General features: G+C 70.8%; 18 protein-coding genes and 1 CRISPR repeat array. Of the genes, 5 read left to right on the top strand and 13 right to left on the bottom strand.

Going from position 1 to position 23,432, the window contains the following annotated elements:
- Positions 1-22: 22 nt before the first annotated feature.
- The 3 genes from QSJ59_RS19945 to QSJ59_RS19935 form a co-directional block, all read right to left on the bottom strand.
- Entirely contained in the window at positions 23-868 is an 846-nt protein-coding gene (locus tag QSJ59_RS19945; RefSeq protein ID WP_285761232.1) for a hypothetical protein, read from the bottom strand.
- Positions 869-1,034: 166 nt separating this feature from the next.
- Positions 1,035-5,903 (bottom strand): NAD-glutamate dehydrogenase, encoded by a 4,869-nt coding sequence (locus QSJ59_RS19940; RefSeq protein WP_285761231.1) that lies wholly within the window; start codon positions 5,901-5,903, stop codon positions 1,035-1,037.
- A 444-nt stretch (positions 5,904-6,347) separates the two neighbouring features.
- Complete coding sequence (locus QSJ59_RS19935; RefSeq protein WP_285761230.1) at positions 6,348-7,073, bottom strand: HAD family hydrolase; 726 nt, start codon at positions 7,071-7,073, stop codon at positions 6,348-6,350.
- 139 nt (positions 7,074-7,212) lie between these two features.
- Between QSJ59_RS19935 and QSJ59_RS19930 the strand changes: the two genes are divergently transcribed.
- A complete protein-coding gene (locus QSJ59_RS19930; RefSeq protein WP_285761229.1) occupies positions 7,213-8,775 on the top strand; it encodes a hypothetical protein in 1,563 nt (520 codons plus the stop codon).
- 109 nt (positions 8,776-8,884) lie between these two features.
- Here the strand turns inward: QSJ59_RS19930 and QSJ59_RS19925 are convergent, their stop codons facing one another.
- Entirely contained in the window at positions 8,885-9,325 is a 441-nt protein-coding gene (locus QSJ59_RS19925) for a DUF6912 family protein (protein WP_285761228.1), read from the bottom strand.
- A 127-nt stretch (positions 9,326-9,452) separates the two neighbouring features.
- On the bottom strand, positions 9,453-10,109 hold the full coding sequence (locus tag QSJ59_RS19920) for an HAD family hydrolase (RefSeq protein WP_285761277.1): 657 nt from the start codon (positions 10,107-10,109) through the stop codon (positions 9,453-9,455).
- A gap of 159 nt (positions 10,110-10,268) precedes the next feature.
- Between QSJ59_RS19920 and QSJ59_RS19915 the strand changes: the two genes are divergently transcribed.
- Positions 10,269-11,465, top strand: coding sequence for an acyl-CoA dehydrogenase family protein (locus QSJ59_RS19915; RefSeq protein ID WP_285761227.1), 1,197 nt, complete (start codon positions 10,269-10,271; stop codon positions 11,463-11,465).
- Between the two features lie 131 nt (positions 11,466-11,596).
- Positions 11,597-12,952, top strand: a complete 1,356-nt coding sequence (locus QSJ59_RS19910) for a hypothetical protein (protein WP_285761226.1) — start codon at positions 11,597-11,599, stop codon at positions 12,950-12,952.
- A 137-nt stretch (positions 12,953-13,089) separates the two neighbouring features.
- On the opposite strand, the gene QSJ59_RS19905 is transcribed toward QSJ59_RS19910, so the two are convergent.
- The 6 genes from QSJ59_RS19905 to QSJ59_RS19880 all read right to left on the bottom strand — a co-directional run bounded on the left by QSJ59_RS19905 (position 13,090) and on the right by QSJ59_RS19880 (position 17,915).
- Positions 13,090-13,335 carry a hypothetical protein gene (locus tag QSJ59_RS19905; protein WP_285761225.1) on the bottom strand — a complete coding sequence of 82 codons (246 nt, stop codon included), beginning with the start codon at positions 13,333-13,335 and terminating at the stop codon, positions 13,090-13,092.
- 478 nt (positions 13,336-13,813) lie between these two features.
- Entirely contained in the window at positions 13,814-14,854 is a 1,041-nt protein-coding gene (locus QSJ59_RS19900) for a DUF6924 domain-containing protein (protein ID WP_285761224.1), read from the bottom strand.
- Between the two features lie 179 nt (positions 14,855-15,033).
- Positions 15,034-15,978: direct repeats of the CRISPR family, unit length 29 nt; unit sequence CGGTCCATCCCCACGTGCGTGGGGCTCAC.
- 298 nt (positions 15,979-16,276) lie between these two features.
- Positions 16,277-16,804 (bottom strand): Scr1 family TA system antitoxin-like transcriptional regulator, encoded by a 528-nt coding sequence (locus QSJ59_RS19895; protein ID WP_285761223.1) that lies wholly within the window; start codon positions 16,802-16,804, stop codon positions 16,277-16,279.
- Entirely contained in the window at positions 16,794-17,096 is a 303-nt protein-coding gene (locus QSJ59_RS19890; protein ID WP_349497224.1) for a helix-turn-helix domain-containing protein, read from the bottom strand. The genes QSJ59_RS19895 and QSJ59_RS19890 overlap by 11 nt, the downstream gene beginning before the upstream one ends.
- Positions 17,097-17,229: 133 nt before the next feature.
- On the bottom strand, positions 17,230-17,517 hold the full coding sequence (locus QSJ59_RS19885) for a hypothetical protein (protein WP_285761222.1): 288 nt from the start codon (positions 17,515-17,517) through the stop codon (positions 17,230-17,232).
- A complete protein-coding gene (locus QSJ59_RS19880; RefSeq protein ID WP_285761221.1) occupies positions 17,499-17,915 on the bottom strand; it encodes a hypothetical protein in 417 nt (138 codons plus the stop codon). The genes QSJ59_RS19885 and QSJ59_RS19880 overlap by 19 nt, the downstream gene beginning before the upstream one ends.
- A 186-nt stretch (positions 17,916-18,101) precedes the next feature.
- Between QSJ59_RS19880 and QSJ59_RS19875 the strand changes: the two genes are divergently transcribed.
- Together QSJ59_RS19875 and QSJ59_RS19870 are read left to right on the top strand one after the other, a co-directional pair.
- A complete protein-coding gene (locus QSJ59_RS19875; RefSeq protein WP_349497223.1) occupies positions 18,102-18,965 on the top strand; it encodes a helix-turn-helix domain-containing protein in 864 nt (287 codons plus the stop codon).
- 9 nt (positions 18,966-18,974) lie between these two features.
- Positions 18,975-19,166, top strand: a complete 192-nt coding sequence (locus tag QSJ59_RS19870) for a DUF397 domain-containing protein (RefSeq protein WP_285761219.1) — start codon at positions 18,975-18,977, stop codon at positions 19,164-19,166.
- 591 nt (positions 19,167-19,757) lie between these two features.
- Here the strand turns inward: QSJ59_RS19870 and QSJ59_RS19865 are convergent.
- Together QSJ59_RS19865 and ptsP are read right to left on the bottom strand one after the other, a co-directional pair.
- Positions 19,758-21,413, bottom strand: a complete 1,656-nt coding sequence (locus QSJ59_RS19865) for a glycoside hydrolase family 3 protein (RefSeq protein ID WP_285761218.1) — start codon at positions 21,411-21,413, stop codon at positions 19,758-19,760.
- 227 nt (positions 21,414-21,640) lie between these two features.
- Entirely contained in the window at positions 21,641-23,347 is a 1,707-nt protein-coding gene (gene ptsP, locus QSJ59_RS19860; protein WP_285761217.1) for a phosphoenolpyruvate--protein phosphotransferase, read from the bottom strand.
- Positions 23,348-23,432: the final 85 nt, after the last annotated feature.

Raw genomic sequence — 23,432 nt, 5'->3', positions numbered from 1 at the left:
GCGTGACGGGGCGGCTGCCCGCCTACAGGCCCGCAGCGAGCCGTGCGGCCTCGGCCCTACGGCTCACCTCGGCCGCCGCGGGGGCGGCGTCTCCCAGGTCACGCACACCGCGGAGGCGGGCCAGAGCGAACGCGGCATCGGCGATCCGCCCCAGCCGCAGTTGCGCCTCGATCAGCTCGATCAGCGGCCAGGGGCCGCGCGAGCCGCTCCAGTGCGCGAGGACCAGCCGGGCGCACTCCTCGTCGAGTCCGGCACCCGCGAGGGCGCGGGCCGCGCGCAGGAGCGGCTCCGCTCTCCTGGGGGCCCGGTCGCAGGATCGCTCGAACAGTTCCAGGGCGGCGTCGGTACGGCCGTGGTGCAGCGCCCGCTCGCCGAGCATGAGGCCCGCCCGCCAGCCTGCCCCACTGCGGTCGGCCAGCCACTGGTCCGCGTGCTCGCCCCCGTCCTCGTGCTGTCGGGACTGGAACTTCCATCCCCAGGTCAGCGCGTCGGCGTGGTCGGGGTCGTGGAGCAGGGCATTGTCCAGGGCGGTGTTGACGTCGTTGACGCTGCCACGCCAGGAGGCCAACGGGGCCAGGGCGAACCACAGGTCGGCGCGCCCACCCCGGGCCTTGACGTGGGCGATCAGGATCTTCTCGGCCTGCTCGTGCCGGGCGCAGCCGCGCAGCGCCAGGGCGTAGAGCAGGACGCCGCGATCGAGGTCTGGGTCGATCTCGCGCACCCGGCGCGCCGCGGGCAGGATCTCGGCGCCGAAACCGTCGTCGAGCGCGTCGTGCACCAGTGCGCGCAGCCGTGCGGGGTCGCGCCAGGCGTCCTCAACCCTGGCCAGCAGCTCGTCGACGGTCGGGCGGTCCTTCTTGGCGTCCACGCCCTCATCAGACCAAGCCCGGCGTCTGCGAGCAAATCACCGTGTCCTCGCCCGAACCCCTCGTACGGTCTGCGCCGTGCCCGCACGGCCTCCGGGACGCCGGGTTCCCCGGACAGGGCCGAGGGCCACCGGGCGCCGAAGCTCCCGGTGGCCCTCAGGGGCGCGGCTAGTTGCTGGCGGCGACCAGCGAGCGGATGGAGCGGACCGCCACCGAGAGAGTGGAGAGGTCGAAACGCTCGGCCTCCCAGATCTCGGAGAGGATCTCCCCCGCCCTCTTGACCGAGGAGCGGTTCTGCTCGGTCCAGTGGGCGCGCAACTCGTCGGGGGTCTCCCCCGAGTGTCCGGACCGCAGGATGGTGCTGGACATGTCGGCCTGGGCGGCGTAGAGGTCGTCGCGCACCGCACCGCGTGCCATGGTGTTCCACCGGTCGTCGCGGGGCAGCGCGATGATGCGCTCCCGTAGCCGGCTCAACTGGAGCTGGTCGGCGAGGTCGAAGTAGACCTCGGCGACCTCCCGCAGGGGGCGGTCCGTCTCGGTGGAGACCCGGACGAGGTCGAAGGTGGAGTAGGCCGGCACCATCCCGGCCACCTGCTCCGCCAACTCCTCCGGGACGCCCCGGGCGATGAAGGAGTCGCGCCGCTCGACGAAGGCGGCGAGGTCGCGGCCCTGGAGCATCGCGGGAAGCTGCGGGACGATCAGCTTGACCCCCTCGGCGAACCGGGCGATCTCTGCGCCGAGGTCGGGCAGCGAGGACCGGTTGCGCATGAGCCAGCGGGCCGTGCGCTCGACCAGCTTGCGCGACTCCAGCAGCATGGCGAGCTGGGTGTCGACGTCGACCCGGTGTCCCAGTTCCTCGACCGCGGTCCAGAAGTCGCGCAGCCCGAAGACCTCGCGCACCATCAGGTAGGCGCGGGCGATGTCCTCCGCCCCGGCCCCGGTCTCCTCGTTGAAGCGGAACGCGAAGGTCGATCCGCACCGGTTGACCAGGTCGTTGACCACCTGGGTGGTGATGATCTCGCGGTGCAGCGGGTGCTGGGGCATGGCTTCGGCGAACCGCTCGCGCAGCTCGGTCGGGAAGTACTCGGTGAGCGCGCCGCGCAGGAACGGGTCGTCGGGGAGGTCGGAGGCGAGGATCTCCTCGGCCATGGTGATCTTGGTGTAGGCGATCAGTGTGCCGAACTCCGGACCGGTGAGGCCCTGTCCGGCGGAGCGCCGGGCCGCGATGGTCTTGTCGTCGGGCAGGAACTCCAGCTTGCGCTTGAGCTTGCCGCTGCGTTCCAGCCTGCGCAGGTAGCGGGTGTGCACGTGCAACATGCTGGTGGTCTGTTTGCGGGCCGCGGCGATGACCGTGTTCTGCTGGTAGTTGTTGTACAGCACCAGATCGGCGACCTCGTCGGTCATTCCGATGAACAGCTTGTCGCGGTCCTCCTTGGTCAGGCGGCCGGCACGGACCTCGCGGTCGAGCATGATCTTGATGTTCACCTCGTGGTCGGAGGTGTCCACCCCGGCGGAGTTGTCCACGAAGTCGGAGTTGACCCGGCCACCGGCGAGGGCGAACTCGATGCGGGCCATCTGGGTCAGTCCGAGGTTGCCGCCTTCACCGACGACTCCGCAGCGCAGGTCGGAGGCGTTGACGCGCACCGGATCGTTGGTCTTGTCGCCCACCGCGGTGTGGGATTCCGTCGACGCCTTGACGTAGGTGCCGATGCCGCCGTTCCACAGCAGGTCGACCGGGGCGCGCAGGATGCACTGGATGAGCTCGTGCGGGGTGAGCGAGGACACCCGTTCGTCGATGCCCAGCGCCTGGCGGACCTGCGCGGTCACGGGGATGGACTTGGCGGTGCGCGGGTGCACTCCGCCTCCCGCAGAGATCAGCGAGGTGTCGTAGTCGGCCCAGGAGCTGCGGTCGAGCGCGAACAGCCTCTGGCGCTCGGCGAAACCGGCGGCCGCGTCGGGGGCGGGGTCGAGGAAGATGTGCCGGTGGTCGAACGCCGCGACGAGGCGGATGTGCTGGGACAGCAACATGCCGTTGCCGAAGACGTCACCGGACATGTCGCCGATGCCCGCGACGGTGAAGTCGGTGGTCTGGACGTCCAGGCCCGTCTCCCGGAAGTGGTACTTGACCGACTCCCAGGCGCCGCGCGCGGTGATGCCCATGGCCTTGTGGTCGTAGCCGACCGACCCGCCGGACGCGAAGGCGTCGCCGAGCCAGAAACCGCGTTCGGCGGCGATGGAGTTGGCGATGTCGGAGAAGGTCGCGGTGCCCTTGTCCGCGGCGACCACGAGGTAGGAGTCGTCGGCGTCGTAGCGCACGACCTCCTGGGGGTGGGCGACCTCGCCGTCAACCAGGTTGTCGGTGACGTCGAGGAGCCCGCTGATGAAGTGCTTGTAGCAGGACACGACCTCGGCCATCACCGCGTCGCGGTCCCCGCCCGCGGGCAGGCGCTTGCAGACGAACCCGCCCTTGGCCCCGTTGGGGACGATGACGGCGTTCTTGACCATCTGCGCCTTGACCAGTCCGAGGACCTCGGTACGGAAGTCCTCGGGGCGGTCGGACCAGCGCAGGCCGCCGCGCGCGACCGAGCCGAAGCGCAGGTGCACGCCCTCGACGCGGGGCGAGTAGACGAACATCTCCAGCTTGGGCAGCGGGGCGGGGAGGTCGGGGATGCGCTGCGGGTCGAGCTTGTAGACCAGGTAGGGCTTGCCGCCGGTCGCGGCGTCCTGGAAGTAGTTGGTGCGCAGGGTCGCCTCGATGGAGGCCAGGAACGAGCGCAGGATGCGGTCGGAGTCGAGGCTGGCGACCAGGTCGAGTTCGCTGCGGATCTCTTCGGAGATGCCCTCGGTGCGCTCGATGCGCGCCACTTCGAGGGTCGGGTCGAACCGCGACTCGAACAGCCGGACCAGCAAGCCGGCGATGTGGGTGTGCGAGACCAGCACGTCGGCGAGGTAGGCCGGGCTGAAGGTGCTTCCGGTCTGGCGCAGGTACTTGGCGTAGGCGCGCAGGATGGTGACCTGGCGCCAGGTGAGGCCGCCCCGGACGACCAGGGCGTTGAACCGGTCGGATTCGACCCGGCCGTCCCACAGGGCGACGAACGCCTCTTCGAAGAGGTCCTTGACCTTGGCGGTGGTGTTCTCGTCCACCGGGAGGTCGGCCAGGCCGAAGTCGTAGATCCAGGCCCACTCGCGGCGCACGCCCGTTGCGTCGGGGCGCTCCAGGCCGTAGGGCCACTCGTCGACGATCTCCAGGCCCATGTGCTCCAGGAGCGGCAGCGCCTTGGACAGCGAGATGGGCGAGCCGGTGCGGTAGACCTTGCAGCGCCACGCCCCGGATCCGCCGTCGTCGGTGCGGTAGAGCTTGATGGAGAGGTCGTCGGCGCCGAGACGGTCGATGTGGTCGAGGTCGTCCACGGCGGTGGACGGGAGGACGTCCACCTTGTAGCTGTTGGTCAGGTTGTCGCCGTAGGCGGCGAGCAGGTCCGTGGCGCGCCCGGTGCCGAAGCGGGCGGCGAGCTCGTCGACGAGGTCGTCGTCCCAGGAGCGGGTGGCGCGCACGACCTCGGTCTCCAGCGCCGCGTGGTCGACGTCGGCGAGCGAGCTTCCCCGCTCGGCGCGCACCACGAGGTAGAGGCGGGCCAGGGGCGCGGAGCCGATCATGACGCTGTGGTCCATGGTGGCGCCCTTGAACGCCTCGGACAGGACCTTCTGGATGTCCAGGCGCACCTGCGTGCTGTAGCGGTCGCGCGGCATGTAGACCAGGCAGGACATGTACCGGCCGTAGGAGTCGCGGCGCAGGAAGAGCTTGGTGCCGCGGCGCTCGCGCAGGCGCAGGACGCCCAGCACGATGTCGTAGAGCTCGGGCACGTCCATCTGGAACAGCTCTTCACGGGGGAAGCCCGCCAGGATCTCGGCGACCTCCTTGCCGTCGTAGCTGTCGGCGTGGAACCCGGCGAGTTTGAGGACCTCGTGCTGCTTGCGCTGGAGGATCGGGATCTGCGAGACGGGGCCGGTCATGGCGTCGTGCGTGAACAGGCCGAGGAAGCGGCGTTCGCCGACGACGTTGCCCTGGGCGTCGAACTTCTTGACGCCGACGTAGTCGAGGTACTTGGGGCGGTAGACGGTGGCCTTGGAGTTGGCCTTGGTGAGCACCAGGACGTGGGGCTCACGGGCCTTGGCGACTCCGGCGGGGGGCAGCTGCGCGAAGCTCTGCCCGCTCTGGACGTCCATGCGCAGCAGGCCCAGGCCCGTGCCGGGCTTGGGGCGCAGTCCTTCGACGCCGTCCTCGCCGGTGGCGAGGTCGTACTCCCGGTAGCCCATGAAGGTGAAGTGCTTCTCGGCGACCCAGCGCAGGAACTGGGCGCTCTCCCCGATCTCGGCCCAGGGCACCCCGCCCGAGGCGAGGGTCTCGGCGGAGCCGGTGACCTCGTCGGCCAGCACGATGGCGCTGTGGCGCATCTTGGCGGCGTCCTCGTCGACGTAGCGCACGTCGGCGAGAACGTTCTCCAGGACGTTCTCGATTTCCTTGATCCGGGTGGGGTCGGTCTGACGGTCGATCTCGATGTGCATCCACGACTCCGCCAGGGGGCGCAGGGTGAACTCGTCGGGGTCGATGGCCACGATGGTGCCCATGAGGTCGCGTTCCACCCGCAGTTGCGGGTGGATGACCAGGTGCACGCGGATGCCGAGTTCGGCGAGCTGCATCGTCACCGAGCTGACGAGGTAGGGTGCGTCGTCGGTGACGATCTCGACGATGCTGTGCCCGATGTCCCAGCCGGCGGAGTTCGCGTCGGGGGTGTGCACGCGCACCTTGGCGCGGCCCTGGGGCCGTTGCTCGCCCAGTTCCCGGTGCCAGAGCGCAGGCCCGCAGATCTGGGCGGGGGTGCGCTGTTTGAGTTCCTCGGCGGCCACGTGGCGGTAGTAGAGCCGCAGGAAGTGGTCGATGCGCTCCTGGTCGGCCGCCTGGTCGGAAAGCTCCGACCAGTGGGTGACCGCGTCGCTCAGCATGTGGTCTTTTGCGGCGTCAGACTGCCCTGACATTGCGATCTCACTCCCTTGTGAGTCGTCGGGGGTACATAGGCGCCCGGGGCGGGGCCGTTACGTCGGATCATGTGAACTGTGCGGGCCTACTGGCGGCCGGGGGCGCGATGCTCTGCAATCGCCCAACGACCCGCTACCCGCGCACACGAGTCAATGCGTGTCAGAGGACTTCGTTGTCCTCTTGTGCACGCGTCCAAGGCTACTGGGATTCGTGGAACGGCACGGCGAGTGGCTCAGTCAACAGTGTGTTTCACCTGTTAAGAGTGGGTTGCACGGCGGGATTTTGCGCCCATAGGCAATAAACGCCAGTAAGTTTCACGAGCATGTCACTGACCGTATCCAGACGGCCCTCCTCGTGGGATCGACGCGCCGAGCAAGGCGAGATTACGTCGGGTCGGGACCGCGCGTCCAGCCTTGCCGGCGGTCCCGTGAGGTGGGGGAAGATCAGCCGGCGTCGGCGGTGGCCGCCTCGATCGCGGCGACCAGGGTCATGGGTTCGCCGAGATCCTGGAGGACGTAGCGGGCACCGGCCGCCCGGAGCTGCGACTCGGTGGAGGATCCGCTGGCCACCGCGACCGGACGGGCGCGGCCGATCAGGGCCGCCTCCACGTCGCGGGCGTCGTCGGTGACGTAGACGGTGGCGGCCTCGGGGAAGGGCCTGCCGTGCGCCTCGGCCGCACGCATGCGGGTGAACTGGATGAGGCTGGCCTTCGGGTAGTACTCGGAGCCGAACCCGCCGATGCTGAGGTCGAGGCGCCGGTCCAGGCCGAACGCGGCCAGTTTGGCCAGGGCGTTGGGCATAATCGTGCCGGTCACCACCGTCTGCACGGTGTCGGGCAGTGCCCGCACCGCGTCCAGGGCGGCGTCGGCGCCGGGCATCATGCGCCCCCGTGCAACGAGCAGGTCCCTGCGTGAGGCGAAGGCGTCGCCGAGCGCCTCGATGTAGCGGGGAAGCAGACTGTCGTCGGGGTCGTCGACGTCGTTGCGGGCGAGGAAGTCGAAGAAGATCTCGGAGTCGGTGCGTCCGGCGGTGGCGGCGAGGTACACCAGCGGTGTCCCCGTCACCTTCTCGAACGCCTCGGCATAGGCAGCGCGCGTCACCTGGGCGACATCGACGAGGGTGAGGTCGATGTTCCACAGCACCAGTCGGCTGATGGTGGACTCCTTCACGAATGGGCACGCGGGTTCGTCCTTTGTCCGACTATATTGCCGCACTTGGTGGAACCCATGGCCCCTTTTGACCGTCAGTCCTGACTGATGCCCGACCGGCAGTGCCCCGCGGAAGGCGGCACGACACGAGGGGGACGACGTGGACTGGACCGACTACCGGCAGAACCGCGAGATCGAACGGCTGAACGAAGAAGTCGGCCAGGCCATGGCCAGTGCGCACGCGCAGAGTTCGCGGCTGCGCTCGGAGCTGAGCCGGATCAGGGGCACGCTGGAGCAGCGGCTGGACCGGATCACCGCGAGTTTCGACGCCTTCGTCGAGCTCAGCGACGTGCGTGCGGGTCTACTCCCCTTCGGCGACCAGGCCCGGGTGCGCCACCAGGTTCGCCGGATGCTGGAGGGTCCCCGGCCGGGGCACCTCCCCCTCGACGACGTCCCCGGCTACTGGCTGGCCCCCGCGGCGAAGGGATTGCGGGCGGCGCTGGCCGAAGACGTCTCCGGTGCGCAGCGGCACTTCGCCGAGGCTGCCCAGCTCGACGCGGCCCGCAGCGGGGTGTTCGCCCTGTTGGCGACGGCGACCGCCGGGCAGGAACCGGACCGTGCCCGCGCCGAGGTCCACGCCGACTGGATCCTGCCGACCCTGATGCCGGAACTGCCCGCCCGGGTGTCGCGCCAGGAGCGCGCGCTGTGGCTGCTGGCCGCCGACGGGCTGTTGGGGGCGGGCGCACGCGACCACCTGCTGGGCTGCGCGCGGGCCGCCTTCCGGGCGCACCCCGACAGCGGCAGTGCCGCAACCGTGTGGGAGACGTTCCAGGGCGGGGCCGGGCCCCGACGCAGGGCCAGGAGCAAGGAGAGCCTGACCGGCACCGCGGCGGCGGAGGCCCAACTGGAGGCCGCGGCCAGGCTGGGCGCGCTGCGCGCCTGGCTGGAGGAGGGGGCCGCTTCCGCGTCCCCGGCGGATCCCGACCCCTACGCCGTGGAGACGCTGCGCCTGCTGGTGGAGGAGGGCAGCCCCGAGGAAGCGCCCCTCATCCACCGGGTCGAGCAGTTGCGCCGGGTCGTGGAGAGCAGCGGATCGGCCTCCTCCGAGGCCGAGACGGCCGGCTGGAGCGAGCCCGCGGGGGACCTCGTGGAGCTGCTGACCTCCGACGCGACCGGGGCCGAGACCACTCCCGGACGCCGGTCCTTCGCCGTCGAGGTGCTGTCCGATCAGGTCCAGGCGGGCGCGGCGCGGTTGGCCGAGCGGGCGACGGCGCAGCCCGCGGACGAGGCGCGTTTCCTCCACCGCCGCAGCGAGGTGGTGATCACTTCGCGCGGGGCCGACGAGCGCGACCTTGCCGCGGTGGACGCGCAGTTGGCGCTGGGGTACCCGGCGGACAACAGCGGCCGGATCGGAGCGCTGGCGTGCGCGGGTGGGGCGGTGGCCCTACTGGCGACAGGGGTGTTCCTGGGGTCGTTCTGGGTGTTCCTGGTGCTGGCGCTGGCCGCCGCGGGGGCCGGCGCGTTCGCCTTCGTCAAAGGGCGGCGCACGGCCGCCGAGCGCGCGCAGGCCCTGGCGGCCGACCGCACGCGGATGCGCGAACGGGCCGACGGGGCGGTGCGGGAGTGGCACGCCCTGGTCGGCCGCTGCGCGGAGGCCGGCCCCACGGCCGAACGCGACCTGGCGGCGATCCGCTCCCTGCTCGCGGGGCACGCGACCCGCTGAGCACGGAACGTTTCGGGGGCGGTGCGGCTTCTCGCGCCGCCCCTGCGGGAGCGCGGATCGCGGGCGCCCCGTGCGCGACATCCTCGATTATGAGGACGCCCCTCAGGGGTCAGGACCGGTCGACCAGGTAGCGCAGTTCCTGGGTGGCGTACCACATGAGCTCGTGGTCCTCCGTGCGGCCGGCGGCCACGTCGTCGGCGGCGGCCTCGTCGTCGACGTGGGCGGACGCCACGCGCTTGAGGGGAATCGCCGCCTCCACCAGGACCAGGGCCGGCTCGTCGGCGGACTCCCCCCGGCCGACGACACCCTCGGGGACCTCCGCGGCGATCACGACGCGACGCGCACGCTCGCCGGGCTCCGCGGCCAGCAGCCGCCGGGAGGCGTCGGCCGCCGCGCTCAGCGCGGCGTACTCCAACTCCTCCTCGTCGTCGCCGTGGCGTGCACGCAGGGCGGGGGTCACGGCGTAGGCGGTCAGCGGGCCGCCCCGGAAGGCGCCTTCGTCGAGGGCCCGGGCCAGGGCGCCGATCGTGCTCGGCAGGTAGATGCGCATGGGTCACTCGTCAGTTCGGTGGGGCGGGCGGACGTGGTCGGACAGCTCTAGAGTCTGCCAAACAGCGGGGCCGGCGCGTGCACCGCCACCGCGCCTGCGCCGCCACCCCGCTGCGTGCCGGCCACCGCTACAGCAGGGCCGTCAGGTCGACCCCGCACTCCTCTTCCAGCCGCTTGCGGGTCAGTTCCGGATCGGTGTGCACGATCCCGACCATGCCGAGTTCCTGGGCGGCGGTCACGTTGTGCTCGATGTCGTCGATGAACACGCACTCCTCGGGGGGCAGTCCCACGAGTTCGAGGGCGTGGGCGAAGATCTCCGGCTCGGGTTTGCGCATCCCCACCTCGCCGGAGATGACGACGGCGTCGAAGGTGTCGGCGAACCTCTCCTGCGGGTAGCCGTTGCCCCAGGAGTTGGAGAGCAGGCAGGTGCGCACCCCCTGGGCACGGGCCTCGCGCAGTGCCGTGTACATCTCCTCGACGGGCAGGAAGCCGGCGAACATCCGCTCGATCAGCCCGGCCGCGGGCACCGCTCCGCCGTCGAGGAGCCGCAACTGCCCGGCGAGGCTCTGCTCGAACTCACCGGTGTCGACCTCGCCGCGCTCCAGGGCGTGGACGAGGTTGCGCTCACCGCCGGCGTACGCGGCGTGCAGCCAGTCGCGCATGACGGTGAGGTAGGCGCTGCGGTCGATCCGCTCGGTCTCCAACCACGTCTCGATCGCCACGGGCAGCGGGCTGGTGAGCACGCCGCCCCAATCGGTGATGATGCCTCGACAGATCTGCGTCATTGCCATTGCCTCCTGCAGGTGTCCACCGCGCCCGGCGGGGACGGACGTCTCTTCCGCTCCATTCTGTTCCGGTTCGGGGGCGGGGACGCCCGGAACGGGGCGGCCGACCGACCCGCCAGCAAAGTACCGACTGGTCGGTCTGATGAGATGATCGGGGGCATGGACTTCGACCTCAGTTCCACGGCCCGCGCGTACCTGGCCGAGCTCCACGCGTTCATGGACGGTCACGTCTACCCGGCCGAACCCGTCTACCACGCGTGGCGGCAGGCCGCCGGGCACGACAACCACGACCTCCCCCCGGTGATGGAGGACCTCAAGGCCGAGGCCCGCAGGCGCGGACTGTGGAACCTCTTCCTGCCCGACGTGGGCGGCCTGAGCGTGACCGACTACGCCCCTCTCGCCGAGGTGACCGGACGATCCCACCTGGCGCCCCAGGCGCTGAACTGCTCGGCCCCCGACACCGGGAACATGGAGGTGCTGCACATGTTCGGCACCCCCGAGCAGCGCGAACGGTGGCTGGCCCCGCTGCTGGACGGCCGCATCCGGTCGGCGTTCGCCATGACCGAGCCCGAGGTGGCCTCCTCCGACGCCACCAACGTCGCCACCTCCATCACCCGCGACGGTGACGACTACGTGGTGAACGGCCGCAAATGGTGGGTCAGCGGAGCGGCGGACCCCCGTTGCGCGGTGTTCGTCGTCATGGGCAAGACCGCCCCCGAGGGGGCGGCGCACCGGCAGCAGTCGATGATCCTGGTCCCCCGCGACGCCCCCGGCCTGGAGATCGTGCGCACCCTTGCGGTGTTCGGCTACCAGGACCAGGAGGGCCACTGCGAGCTGCGCCTCACCGACGTCCGGGTCCCCGCGGCGAACCTGATCGGCGGGGAGGGCGACGGTTTCACGATCGCCCAGGCCCGGCTGGGCCCCGGGCGGGTGCACCACTGCATGCGCGCCCTGGGCATGGCCGAACGGGCGCTGGAGCTGATGGTGGACCGGGCCGTCTCCCGAGTGGCGTTCGGCGGGCCGCTGGCGAGCCAGGGGGTCGTGCAGCAGCAGATCGCGGAGTCGCGGCTGGCCATCGAGCAGGCCCGGCTGCTGGTCCTGAAGACGGCGTGGCTGATCGACAACCACGGCGCGCGGGCCGCGCGCACCGAGATCGCGGCCATCAAGGTGGCGGCACCGCGTGCCGCCGTGCAGACCATCGACCGCGCCATCCAGGTGCACGGCGGGGCGGGGGTCGGCGACGACTTCCCGCTGGCGCAGATGTACGCCTCGGCCCGGGCCATGCGGATCTTCGACGGCCCCGACGAAGTCCACCTGCGTTCCCTGGCCCGCCGGGAGATCGCGCTGCGCTCCTGACCCCACCCTCAGACGCGTCCACCGGCGCCCCTGGTCACGGACCAGGGGCGTTTTCGGTGTCCGGTCTCGGCCCCCGAACCGAGCCGTGTATTTTGGTAATAGAAACGATTTTCATTCACATAAGGAGTGACATGCGCAGATCGGCGCTTGTCGTCCCCCTGCTCCCCCTCGCGCTGATGGCAAGCGCGTGCGGTGCCGGACCGGACGAGACCCCCGAAGAATCCGCTGCGACCCCGGCCGTCGACGCCTCGTGGGAGGAGCGCACCGGTTCGCACGGCGCGGTGCTGCCCCGGCTGCTGCTCTCGGACGCCGGCAGCGGGGCCGTGACGGTCCTGGACGTCAACACCGGTGCGACCGCCGGGACCGTGGAGGCCACCGGACCGGCCCGGTTCGCCACGGTCACCACCGACGGCGGACTGGCGTTCCTGGTCCAGGGCGACGACGACACCGTCCAGCTCCTGGACGCCGGCATCCGCTACGAGGCGCACGGCGAGCACAGCGACCCCAAGCACGTGGAGCCCGCCATCGTGGAGGGCTCCATCGACGTCCCCACCCCCTCCCACGTGGTGACGCACGACGACCACGCCGCGATCTTCGCGGACGGCGACGCCGGCGTCTCCCTCGTCCACCTGGACGGGGAGGAGGCCCCCGCGAAACTGGCGGCCGAGGCGAAGGTCGAGGCGGGCGACCCCCACCACGGCGTCTCGGTGCCGCTGGGCCACGACCTCGTCACGAGCCTCGGCGACGCCGACGGCGAACGGGTCGGCGTGCAGGTGCTCACCGAGGACGGCACAGTCGAGGAGACGTTCGAGGAGTGCCCCGGCCTGCACGGCGAGTTCACCCCCGACGACGACACGGTGCTGTTCGGCTGCGCCGACGGCGTGCTGAAGGTCCACAACGACGGCGGGAAGTGGGCGACCACGAAGATCGCCAACCCCGACGACACCGAGGACGCCAAGGTCGGCACGATCCGTGGCCGCGCCGGGGAGGAGGTCGTCCTCGGCAACTACTCCGACGGGGCGGTCGTGCTGATCGACACCCATGACGACTCGATGACCCGGGTCGAGGTGCCGGGCACCGTGGCCTCGATCGCCTGGGACCCGTACTGGGGCACCGGCCTGGTGCTGACCACCGACGGGACCCTGCACACGGTGGACCCCGAGTCCAAGGAACTGGGTGCGAGCGTGCAGGCCACCGACGAGTTCCGCACCGACAGCGAGGACGGCGGGCGCGCCGTGGTCGTGGCGGGCGAGAACTACGTCTACCTGGTCAACCCCACCACCCGCGAGCTGGTGGAGGTGGCGGTCTCGGGCGAGGGCCTGGCGGTGGAGCGCAACAAGGTGCTCGACTTCGTTCCGCGCGACCTCGCCGTGGTGGGCCTGGCCGCCCTGGAGTCGCCCGGCCACGACGACGGGCACGAGGAGGAGCACGACCACGCGGAGGACGAGGGGCACTCCCACGACGACGGTCACGACCACGACCACTAGGGGAACCGGCCCGATGCCGTGACCGGGCGCGGGCATCGGGCCCGGACACCGGCGGCGGCCGAAGGAGCACACGCCCCGCACGGGGGCCGCCGGGGCGCGTGCCCCGGCCCCCGGAAGCGCGCGTTCGACGGGACCGCCTACCGGGGACCGTGCACCCAGGCCGACGGGCGGTAGACGTCCAGGTCGCCCACCCCGCCCCAGGTCTCCCTGATGCCGGAGAACGCGAACGTGACCTTGTAACGACCGCGCTCGGTCGTCCAGTGGTTCTGGTTCACCGGGACCTCCTTGATCGACCCGTGGAGATCCCTGAACTCCTGGTAGTGCTCTTCGGGAAGATCGGGCACGTCAAGAAGGATCAGTTTCTTCTCCGCCCTGCCCGCCACGCTCTCCCCCATTGGTAGTGGTGCCCTGTCACGGCCGTGCGGATCGCGCACCGGACCCTCAGGGACGTGACCCCAATCGCAGCACCGGGACCGCGCCCGGGCATCCCAAAAGATGGGGAGAAGGTGGCCGCAGGTGGACAACGGCGGCGCAGGCGTCCAAGGGATTCGCCCGGACGCCTCCGGCCTCGCGGGGGCGCCCGGCCGGGATGGCCCCGTCGGGCTGCCGGCAGGGCCGGCTGTGGGTCGGGAAGGGCCGTGGGCTCCCCGTGTCACGGGCCTCGGCGAAGCGGTTCGACGGACCGGCGCCCCGAGGCCACGCATCGAGACGTTGACGGGACCGGGAGCGGGCGAAGGCCGGGATCGGGCCCAAACCGGCGGGCCCTTCGGGAGGCGCGGCTCCCGAAGGGCCCGCGAGGCGGTCACGGCCCCGGTGCGCGACGGGGGAACGGGGTCCGGGGCGGGCCCGCCCCGGCGGCCGTCACTCCCCCTCGATCCTGGCCTTGGTCGCGTCGTCCATGTAGTCCTCGATGTCCTGGTTGCCCAGCGCCAGGTTGACCACCAGGTTCCCGACCTGGTCGGGGGACAGCCGGAAGGCGCACCCGATCCGCTCGTCCAAGGACACGACCAGGACGGGACGGCCGGGGTCGCGCATGGTGACCCCGTCCGCGATCATCACGACGTCCGCGGTCAACTGCTCGGAGTCCTCCGGAGCGTCGCGCAGCACCGCCATCACCTGTTCCAGGGAGGCTCCCTCGAACACCGGGTCGTCCACCACGTCGATGTAGTCGTCGAAGTCGTCGATGGGGCCGCCGTTCTCCGGACGGTACGCGGCTGCGAGGAACGCCGCCCAGGCGGCGTCGTCGCCGAAGTCGGTGCGCACGATCAGGCCGTCGTTCTCCTGGGTGAGCGGGGGCAGGGCCCGGGCCGGGGGAGTGTAGCGCGGGACGGGGTCCTGCCCGTCCAGGTAGGCGCCCACGGGCTCGGGCAGGCCCGCTTCCCATTCGTCGAGGTCCTCGTCCTCCTCGGGCTCCCATTCGGAGGCGATGGGGGACCACTCCTCGAAGTACTCGAAGGTGGTGTCCGGGTCGAGGCGGTGCAGCACCAGGTAGGTGAGGGCGGCCTGGAGGGGCGTGATCCGGAACAGGGTGACGTCGTCGTTGTCGTCGTCGACGCGAAACGCCCGCAACGGGCGCAGGTCCGGGGTGGCAGCGGTCCTGTCGGTGGCCAGCAAGACCAGGTCGGGGACCCAGGTGTCCTCCCCGCGCAGGGCTTCGCCTACCTCCTCGGGGGTGGCACCCCACCAGGCGGGGTCGTCCACCACGACCAGGAGTCTGGGGATGTCTCCCGGTTCCGGGGCCGGGGGCTCCTCGCCGGGGCGCGTGGCGACCAGCCCGGGCAGCTCGCCCATGCGGTGGAGGACGTCGCGCCAGGCGTCGTCGTCGCGGTCGGTGCGGATCAGCAACATGCCGGGCACATGCGAGTCGTCGTCGACCGGGGGCAGGGGCAGGGCAGGGCGCATCAGGGGTACCTCGCGAGGATCGCCGTGGATTGTCGGTTGCCCGGTTATACCAGTTCTTCCGGACAGGACCGTTTCCTCCTGCCCAGCCCCACGTCATGGGTTCGGGACGCACCGTTGCGGATCGTCCGCGCGCCGCCTGCGCCCTTCCCTGTCCCCACGCGTGTTTCGACGGACCCATCTGGTCCATCCCCACGTGCGTGGGGCTCACCTCAGTTTTCCAATGAGCAGCTTATGGAACGTCGGTCCATCCCCACGTGCGTGGGGCTCACGGGCAGACGTCATCGTCGCCAGCGTCCAAACCCGGTCCATCCCCACGTGCGTGGGGCTCACGCCAGCGCGGCCTCCCACAGGTCGGGCGTGTACGGTCCATCCCCACGTGCGTGGGGCTCACGCCAGCGCGGCCTCCCACAGGTCGGGCGTGTACGGTCCATCCCCACGTGCGTGGGGCTCACCTGCCACGGCCGGGCTCAGGGCTCCCTCGGGCCGGTCCATCCCCACGTGCGTGGGGCTCACCTGGCGCCCTAGGCATCAACCGAGCATCCATCCGGTCCATCCCCACGTGCGTGGGGCTCACGCGGGCGGCGTCCACCGATTCTTCCGACTCGCCGGTCCATCCCCACGTGCGTGGGGCTCACGACCCGCTCGCACCGGATGCCCACATCCATGACGGTCCATCCCCACGTGCGTGGGGCTCACCCCGAGATACTGGTCCGCGAGCTTCTCGGCAGCCGGTCCATCCCCACGTGCGTGGGGCTCACATGGAGAAGACGGAGCAGCAGAGGCAGGAGACCGGTCCATCCCCACGTGCGTGGGGCTCACCGATCGGCTGCATCGGCGCGGCCGCCGTCGCCCGGTCCATCCCCACGTGCGTGGGGCTCACCTGAGATGGTCGGACGCCGCGGGAGGATTTGACGGTCCATCCCCACGTGCGTGGGGCTCACCCGACGCCGAGCTGCACCGCCGCCACCGCGACCGGTCCATCCCCACGTGCGTGGGGCTCACCACGTGGCCGGGTACTACTCGCAGACGCCGGGCGGTCCATCCCCACGTGCGTGGGGCTCACCCCAAGATAGTGAGTGCCGGGAGAGAAAGTGCCGGTCCATCCCCACGTGCGTGGGGCTCACAGTTAATGACCTGGCACTTTGCGAGCCGTTACCATTATGAGACCTTCGGTGAGACGTCCAGCATCCCTATTATCCAACCACTCCCACCCCCTGTCCGACCAACCACTCCCCCACCCCTACCAGGCACTACGCCCACGACATGCGGCCAAGCAGGGCTTCAGAACAGAGACCTCCAACAGATGCGACGATCCGACCGCGCGGGAAAGGCGGAAGCGATTGCGGAAGGAAACCGTCCGCGTTGCCTCTCGCGACTTGTCGATCACCTGCGTTGGGCAGGCACCAACACCCACTCCCCCGCTCAGAGTTGGTAGGGGTGGGCGGCGTGGAAGAGGTCGTGGAAGTGGGCGAGGTAGTGGCGGGTGTCGGTGATCGGCAACGCCAGGGGGAAGGGGATGGCTTCCACGGTGGTGGCGTTCTCGGTCAGGGTGAACCCGCAGGACCAGATCACCGGAGGGTCCTGCTTCTCGGGCAGGACACGCAGGGTGACGTGCGCCAACTCGGCCAACGCCAGGAGCAGCAGGTGTTGTTCGGTCATGGTCTCCACCCCACCGATAGGACGACGCAGCGCCGTCTCGGTCACCACGTAGGTGCGGGGGTGTTCGGCGTCGATCAATAGGCGCTGGCGGCGCATCCGGATCGCCACGACCTCTTCCACATGCTCAGGCCGTAACAGCCCTGAAGCGGTCAGGACCGTACGGGCGTAGGTAGCGGTTTGCAGGGGGGCGGGCACGACCGAGGGTGCGAAGGCGCGGATGTGGCCGTGGGGTTCGTCCAACGCGAGGTTGCGTTGGTGTTTGACGAGCGCGCCGGAGACGTCACCACCCATCAGGGAGTGTCCGGCCGGGAGAGTCCGCGTGGCCCAGCGGGCCGGTGTGGTTGACAGAGCTAGTGCGCGGGGTTTCGCGCAGCAGGTCGTGGAACTGGGCTGCGGGGTAGCGGCGCGCTCCGCCTGGGGTGTTGACGTAGGTGATGAGGCCCTTGTTGGCCCAGCGGGCCACGGTGGAGGCGTCCACCCCGAACAGGGTCGCGACCTGGCGATTCATCAACAGGCCGCCGTGGACGCCTTCCAACGCCGTATCCGGGTCGGGGCCGGTGGGGGTGGGGTCGGTGCAAGACATGAGGGAATGGAGTCCGTTCGGGCAGAACCGGCACCCGCCGCGAGAGGGCAGGCGCACACCTGGTGGTCGAGGGGTGGGAGGGGCCGCGTGTCGGGGTGAGCGAACGCGCGGCCCCCGCTTGACGTCCGGTCGGTCACCGGCCGAAGTGGTCCGAGGAGTAGGGGTGGTCGTCCAGGGCCCGCTGTTCGGCGCCCAGCTGGGCAAGGAGGGCGTCGAGGGTGGGGGCGTGCAGGTGACGCTTGCGCCCGCTGCTGTGTTCGGCCCGGGTCAGGGGTGCGCGCCGGTGGGCGCTCCACATCCGTTGGGGGTCGGTATCGGAGGTGTGGGTGATGGTCCAGGCCGGGAAGTCCCACCGCACCCGGGCCAGGGCCGCAGTAACACTGTCGGGGATGCACACCGCGCTCACCGGCCCGGCGGGCACTGCGCCGAAGCCTGGGCGTAGGCGCGTACGCGCGGTGCGGTGTAGGCGCGCAGCGGTGAGGGCGGCTCGTAGACGTGCAGGCAGTGATCCAACAACTCCACGTCGGAGACCGCGAGCACGTGGGCGGTGACCCGGTTGCGCGCGGAATAAGGCGCGGCCTCGCCGTAACGGTAGGTCACCTCCCACAGAGCCGAATGCGACTCCGCCACCTCAGCGAAACGCGGATAGTCCGGAATACGCGGCACCACCCGCGCCTGACGCATCGGTGCGGACTGCGCCCCGGGCACACCCGACACGGCTTCGGGGGCACCGGCGCAGTGACGGCCCACCCGCCGAGCGGGCATCACCGCCGCCACCAACAACACACTCGCCAACGCGAGCAGGGAAAAGAAACGCATGAGGGTCCCCTCCCGGGGGTGCACGGCCGCTGGATGAAGGCGGCCCATCGAATGAATACACTCCTATGATTAACTTAGGAATCTAAAGTTTGCAAGCAAACGAACAGAATCCGATATCAGAATTCCGAAAGATGCCCACTTGGGAAGATCGGCCTACGATCAAGGCCCAGTCCCCCACGAGGAGCCGTGTTGAGCAGGAGAATCAGCCCCACCGTCCGCAGGCGTCGCCTCTCCGCACTGCTCCGGCACCTACGCACCGAGTCCGGCAAGACCCTGGAAGTGGCAGCAAGCGCGCTGGAATGGTCACGCGGCCGCCTGGCGCACATGGAGGGCAACAAATGGTCGCGCCCCGACCTGGGGAACTTGAAGCAGCTACTCGACCTGTACGAAGTCACCGACCCCGCGCAGCGAGAAGCCGTACTCACCCTGGCCCGCCAATCCCGAGAACGCGGCTGGTGGGCAAAGTTCAAAGACGTCTTCGGCGAATCCAGCTTCGTAGGATTTGAAGCCGAAGCAGCCGTCGTCTGGACATACCAGCCCCTTGTCGTACCCGGACTTCTCCAGACCCGCGACTACGCACAAGCCTCGGCGCAAGCCGCACTCACCCGCCCCTCCCCCGAAGCCGTCGAACGAGCAGTCGCCGCGCGAATGGCCAGGCAAGACGTACTCTCCGCAGATTTCCCACCGACGATCTGGGCAGTCATCGACGAGGGAGTCCTGCGACGCCTCCCAGTTGCCAACGGTGTAGCCGAACAACAACTACAGCACCTGATCGCCTTGTCCGAACGCCCTGACAACGCCATCACCGTCCAGGTGCTGCCCTTCTCCGCAGGCTTGCACCCTGGCCTGAGCGGACCGTTCGTGATCATGGACTTCCCAGAAGAACTCGACGCACCGATGGTGTTCCTGGAAACCCGGACAGACGGACTCTTCCTCGAAGAGGACGACGACATCGCCGAGTACCGACACGTCTTCGATCACCTCCAAGTGACCGCACGGTCCCAGTCGGAGTCGATCGAACTCATGAAAGACATGCTCGCCAACCTGTAGGGAGAACCTGTGGATTCATCTGCCGGTCTGACGTTCCGCAAGAGCAGCTACAGCAGCACCAACCAGGACTGTGTGGAAGTGGCCGGACTACTCAACGGCGCAGCCGTCCGCGACACCCAGAACCGGCCCCTGGGCCACATCGAATTCGGCGACACCGAGTGGTGCGCACTGCTCGGCGCAATCCGCACCGGCCACCTCTAGACCCCTGAAAAACGCGAAGGGCCCCGGAAAACCGGGGCCCTTCGGTGTATTCATCCAAGGCCGAGCCTACCTCTTACAACGACGCCAGGCGAGAACTTCCCACCAAAGCAGAACCACTCCCGACCCACCGCAAAGGCATACCGCCACACCTGGCCACCGCCCAGACGAGGTACACGGCAGGCGACTGTCCACTGGATATGAGGCGAAACAACCATCCCCGCATACGCGGGGAGCACATCCTCGATGCGTATTTGAAAACGAATGGTCGCGGACCATCCCCGCATACGCGGGGAGCACCACACAGTCTTGGACCTCGACGCAGTTGTCATTGGGACCATCCCCGCATACGCGGGGAGCACCGCATCCACGCCCACACGACGCTGATCGCGAACGGACCATCCCCGCATACGCGGGGAGCACTCTTGTTGACCTGGGACTCTACCAGCGGGTAACCGCTTTTTCATTCACTTGTGGAGAAACGGACTCCGCAAACAAAAAGTGCATAACAGGCAATCCCCTGGTCGCGGCCGCGAGGCAGCCTCCCCGCCCGGGCCCGGGTGGCCGGTGGGGAGGTGCCGCCCCTGTGCCGTCCTAGTAGGTGAGGCCGTCGCCGAACGCCAAGTCCGTGCCCGGGATGTCCACCGGGAGGCGACCCGACGGGTTCACCTCTCCGGCGATCACGCGGGCCGCCGCAGCGCGGGAGACGTCCACCGACGAGTACGTGGCGAGGTAGCCGTCCAGGCCGGGCAGCTCGCTGATGTCGTACGGATTGCCCTGGGCCACCACGACCACCGGGACGCCCGCGTCCTGGGCCTGGGTGACCAGGCCCTTCTGCTCGGCGTCGCCGCGCGCGCCGTTGGTGCCCACCACCGCCACGTCGGCGTCGGCCGCCGAGGCCGCGAGGGTGAAGCCCATGCCTTCGAGTTCCGCGCCGATCTCCTCCGAGCCGGAACCGACCACCCGCACCGACGCTCCCTCCCGCAACGGCAGCACGCCGCCCTCGTTGCGCAGCAGCGTCACCGAGGAATCCGCCACCTGCTGGGCGGCGTCCTTGTGCTCGGCGGACCCCACGACCTCGGCGGCCTCCCCCGGGTCGACCGGGGCGGCGTCGAACAGGCCGCGCCGCAGCTTCAGGCGCAGCACCCGCAGCACCGACTCGTCCAGGCGCTCCTCGGTGATGCGCCCCTCCTCGACCGCCGACACGACGGCGGCGTGCGCGGTGGCCAGGTCCGGGGGCATCAGCAGCTGGTCGGCGCCAGCGAGGACCGCCATGACCGCGATCTCTCCGTCGTCGTGGGTCTGGCGCACGCCCTCCATGTTGAGGGCGTCGGTGCTGACCACTCCGTCGTAGCCGAGCTCCTCGCGCAGGATGCCGGTGACGATCCCGGGCGAGAGGGTCGCGGGCTCGCCGGAGTCGTCCAGCTCGGGCATGAACACGTGGGCGATCATGATCATGTCGATGTCGGACTCCACGGCCGCCACGAACGGCGGGAGGTCCACCTCCTCCCACTCCGCGCGGGTCTTGTCGATGACGGGCAGGCCCGTGTGGCTGTCCACGTCGGTGTCGCCGTGGCCGGGGAAGTGCTTGGCCACGGGCACCACGCCGCCGGCCTCGAACGCGTCGGCCTCGGCGGTCATGAGCTCGCTGACCAGCGCGGGGTCGGAGCCGAAGGAGCGGATGCCGATGACGGGGTTGTCGGCGTTGATGTTGACGTCGGCCACCGGCGCGTAGTCGAGGTTGATGCCCAGCGCCGACAGCTCCGCGGCGGTGACCGAGGCCAGCGAGGTCGCGGCGTCGGGGTCGCGGGTCGCACCCACCGCCATCGCGTCGGGGAACCGCTCGCCGACGGGCAACCGGGAGACCATGCCCTGCTCCTGGTCGATCCCCAGGAACATCGGGACCCCGGAGTCGTCCACCGCGCGGTCCTGGAGACCGTTGGACAGCGCGACGATCTGCTCGGTGTCCTGGAGGTTGTCGGGGAAGTAGATGAAGCCGCCCGGGTGGTAGGCCGAGATCACCTCGGCGCTCTCCTCGGGGGTGGTCCCGGTCAGGGTCGGCACGAACAGCTGGCCGACCTTCTCCTCCAGGCTCATGTCCGCCAGGATCTCGGCCGCGCCCTCCCCCGGGTCCGACGCCGCGGGCGGGTCGGCGCGCGGCGCCGGGGCGACCTCACCCCCTTCGGAACAGGCGGTGGTGAGCAGGAGGGTCCCCGCACAGAGCGGCGCGAGGAGACGTCGAAGGGACATGGTGGTGGCTTTCGGTCGGCGGATCGGGGGGTTCGGCGCCCACCCTAGCCCGCCGCCGGCGGGAGTTCGCCGGGTTCGCCCGAGCCGGGCGCCGCACCGCCCGGCGCGCGGGGGGGGCGTCGCGCCCGCGCACCCGGTTCAGTCGCGGGTCGAGCCCCTGCCGCGCCGGACCGGGCGCGGCCGGAGGGTGTCCAGGGCCACGGTGGGTCACTCCGGTCCCCGGTGCGTCACACCCCCAGCGCGGTCACGCCCGGCAGGGCGTCCCGCGCGGCCTGCTTGGCCTCGGCGGCCCCGCGGGCGGCCAGGGCCGCCTCGGCCGCCGCCCGGCACTGCGCGAGGCTGGAGGCGGCCAGGGCCGCGCGCACGAGGGGCAGCGCGGTGGCACCCATCGACAGGCTGTCGACCCCCATGCCCACCAGGACGCAGGCCAGGAACGGGTCGGCGGCGGCCTCGCCGCAGACCCCGCAGGAGCGCTCCGCCTCCCGGGCGGCCCGCGCGGTCATCGCCACCAGTTCCAGCACCCCCGGCTGCCAGGAGTCCTGGAAACGGCTCAGCGAACCCGCCTCCCGGTCCGCGGCGCAGGCGTACTGGGTGAGGTCGTTGGTGCCGATACTGAAGAACGCGGCCGCATCCGTGAGGCGGGCGGCGCGCAGGGCCGCGGCCGGGACCTCGACCATGACCCCCGCGGTGGCGAGTCCGGCCGCGGCGGCCTCTGCGGCGAACCACTCGGCGTCCTCGACGTCGGTGACCATCGGCGCCATCACGTGCAGGTCGGCCTCGGTGTCGCGGTGGGCGTCGGCCAGGGCCGCGAGCTGGGCGCGCAGGATCTCGGGGTGGCGGCGCATCATGCGCAGGCCCCGTTCGCCCAGTGCGGGGTTGGGCTCGGGCGCCCTCGGGGGCAGGAAGGCCAGCGGCTTGTCCGCGCCGGAGTCCAGGGTACGCACCACGACCTTCGCGCCGGGGAACGCCTCCAGGACGGCGCGGTAGGCGGCGACCTGCTCGTCGTGGGCCGGGGCGTCGGCGCGGTCGAGGAAGAGGAATTCGCTGCGGTACAGGCCCACCCCTTCCGCTCCCAGTTCCAGGGCAGCGGGCAGGTCCTGAGGACCGCCGATGTTGGCGAGCAGCGGAACCGGGTGGCCGTCACAGGTCCGCCCCGGACCGGTGCTGCGCGCGGCGGCCTCGGCGCGCACCGCGGCACGGGCCTTGGCGCGCTCCACCTGTTGGGGATCGGGGCGCACCGCGACCTCACCGGTGGCGCCGTCCACCAGTACCGGGGTGTGCTCGGCGATCAGGTTCGACCCGGCGCAGGCGACGACCGCCGGCAGCCCCAGGGAGCGGGCCAGGATGGCGGTGTGGCTGGTGGGGCCGCCCTCCACGGTGACGAAGGCGAGCACCAGGTCGGGGTCCAGCAGTGCGGTGTCGGCCGGGGCGAGGTCGTGGGCGAGCAGGACGAAGGGCACGTCCGAGTGGGGCACGCCCGGGACGGGGAGCCCCATGAGGGTGGCGACGACCCGGTCGCGCACGTCGTCGAGGTCGGCGACGCGCGCGGCGAAGAAGGCGCCGGCCTCGGAAAGCAGTGCGCGGTAGCCGACGAAGGCGTCGTGGACGGCGCGGGCCGCCGAGGCGCCCCCGGCGATCCGGCGTTCGACGTCGGCGGCCAGCCCCGGGTCGCGGGCCATGAGGGCCTGGGCCTCCAGGACCTCCTGCGCTTCCCGGCCGGCCCGCTCGCCGCGTTCGGTGAGTTCGGCGGCGGTCCCCTCCAGCGCCGCGCGGGCAGCGGCCGTCTCCGCGTCCGCGTCGCCGGTGTGCGATTCACCCTCGGCGGGAATGGGCGCCGCACGGCTCAACCGGAGGGCGGGGCCGTATCCCGTCCCGGTGCTGACTCCGACGCCGGACAGCGCCACCGGCCCCTGGGGGGCTACTGGATCGGTCATGGGCAATCCTGACTGGTCGGTGGGAGGAGGGGCCGGGCGGGCGGGGCGTCCCGGTGCGGGGGAACCGTGCGCACCGGGACGCCCG

Origin of the sequence: Nocardiopsis ansamitocini, from assembly GCF_030268225.1 — a bacterium.
Taxonomy (GTDB): Bacteria; Actinomycetota; Actinomycetes; order Streptosporangiales; family Streptosporangiaceae; genus Nocardiopsis_D; species Nocardiopsis_D ansamitocini.
The sequence above is the reverse complement of the archived record's forward strand: the minus strand, read 5'-3'. Positions and strand labels throughout refer to the sequence as shown.

Excerpts from the sequence above, each read along its gene's own strand:
- QSJ59_RS19925 (WP_285761228.1), bottom strand. The coding sequence starts at position 9,325 with ATGCGCATCTACCTGCCGAGCACGATCGGCGCCCTGGCCCGGGCCCTC.
- QSJ59_RS19915 (WP_285761227.1), top strand. The coding sequence starts at position 10,269 with ATGGACTTCGACCTCAGTTCCACGGCCCGCGCGTACCTGGCCGAGCTC.
- QSJ59_RS19910 (WP_285761226.1), top strand. The coding sequence starts at position 11,597 with ATGCGCAGATCGGCGCTTGTCGTCCCCCTGCTCCCCCTCGCGCTGATG.
- QSJ59_RS19920 (WP_285761277.1), bottom strand. The coding sequence starts at position 10,109 with ATGACGCAGATCTGTCGAGGCATCATCACCGATTGGGGCGGCGTGCTC.
- ptsP (WP_285761217.1), bottom strand. The coding sequence starts at position 23,347 with ATGACCGATCCAGTAGCCCCCCAGGGGCCGGTGGCGCTGTCCGGCGTC.
- QSJ59_RS19890 (WP_349497224.1), bottom strand. The coding sequence starts at position 17,096 with ATGTCTTGCACCGACCCCACCCCCACCGGCCCCGACCCGGATACGGCG.
- QSJ59_RS19865 (WP_285761218.1), bottom strand. The coding sequence starts at position 21,413 with ATGTCCCTTCGACGTCTCCTCGCGCCGCTCTGTGCGGGGACCCTCCTG.
- QSJ59_RS19900 (WP_285761224.1), bottom strand. The coding sequence starts at position 14,854 with ATGCGCCCTGCCCTGCCCCTGCCCCCGGTCGACGACGACTCGCATGTG.
- QSJ59_RS19895 (WP_285761223.1), bottom strand. The coding sequence starts at position 16,804 with ATGGGTGGTGACGTCTCCGGCGCGCTCGTCAAACACCAACGCAACCTC.
- QSJ59_RS19940 (WP_285761231.1), bottom strand. The coding sequence starts at position 5,903 with ATGTCAGGGCAGTCTGACGCCGCAAAAGACCACATGCTGAGCGACGCG.
- QSJ59_RS19880 (WP_285761221.1), bottom strand. The coding sequence starts at position 17,915 with ATGCGTTTCTTTTCCCTGCTCGCGTTGGCGAGTGTGTTGTTGGTGGCG.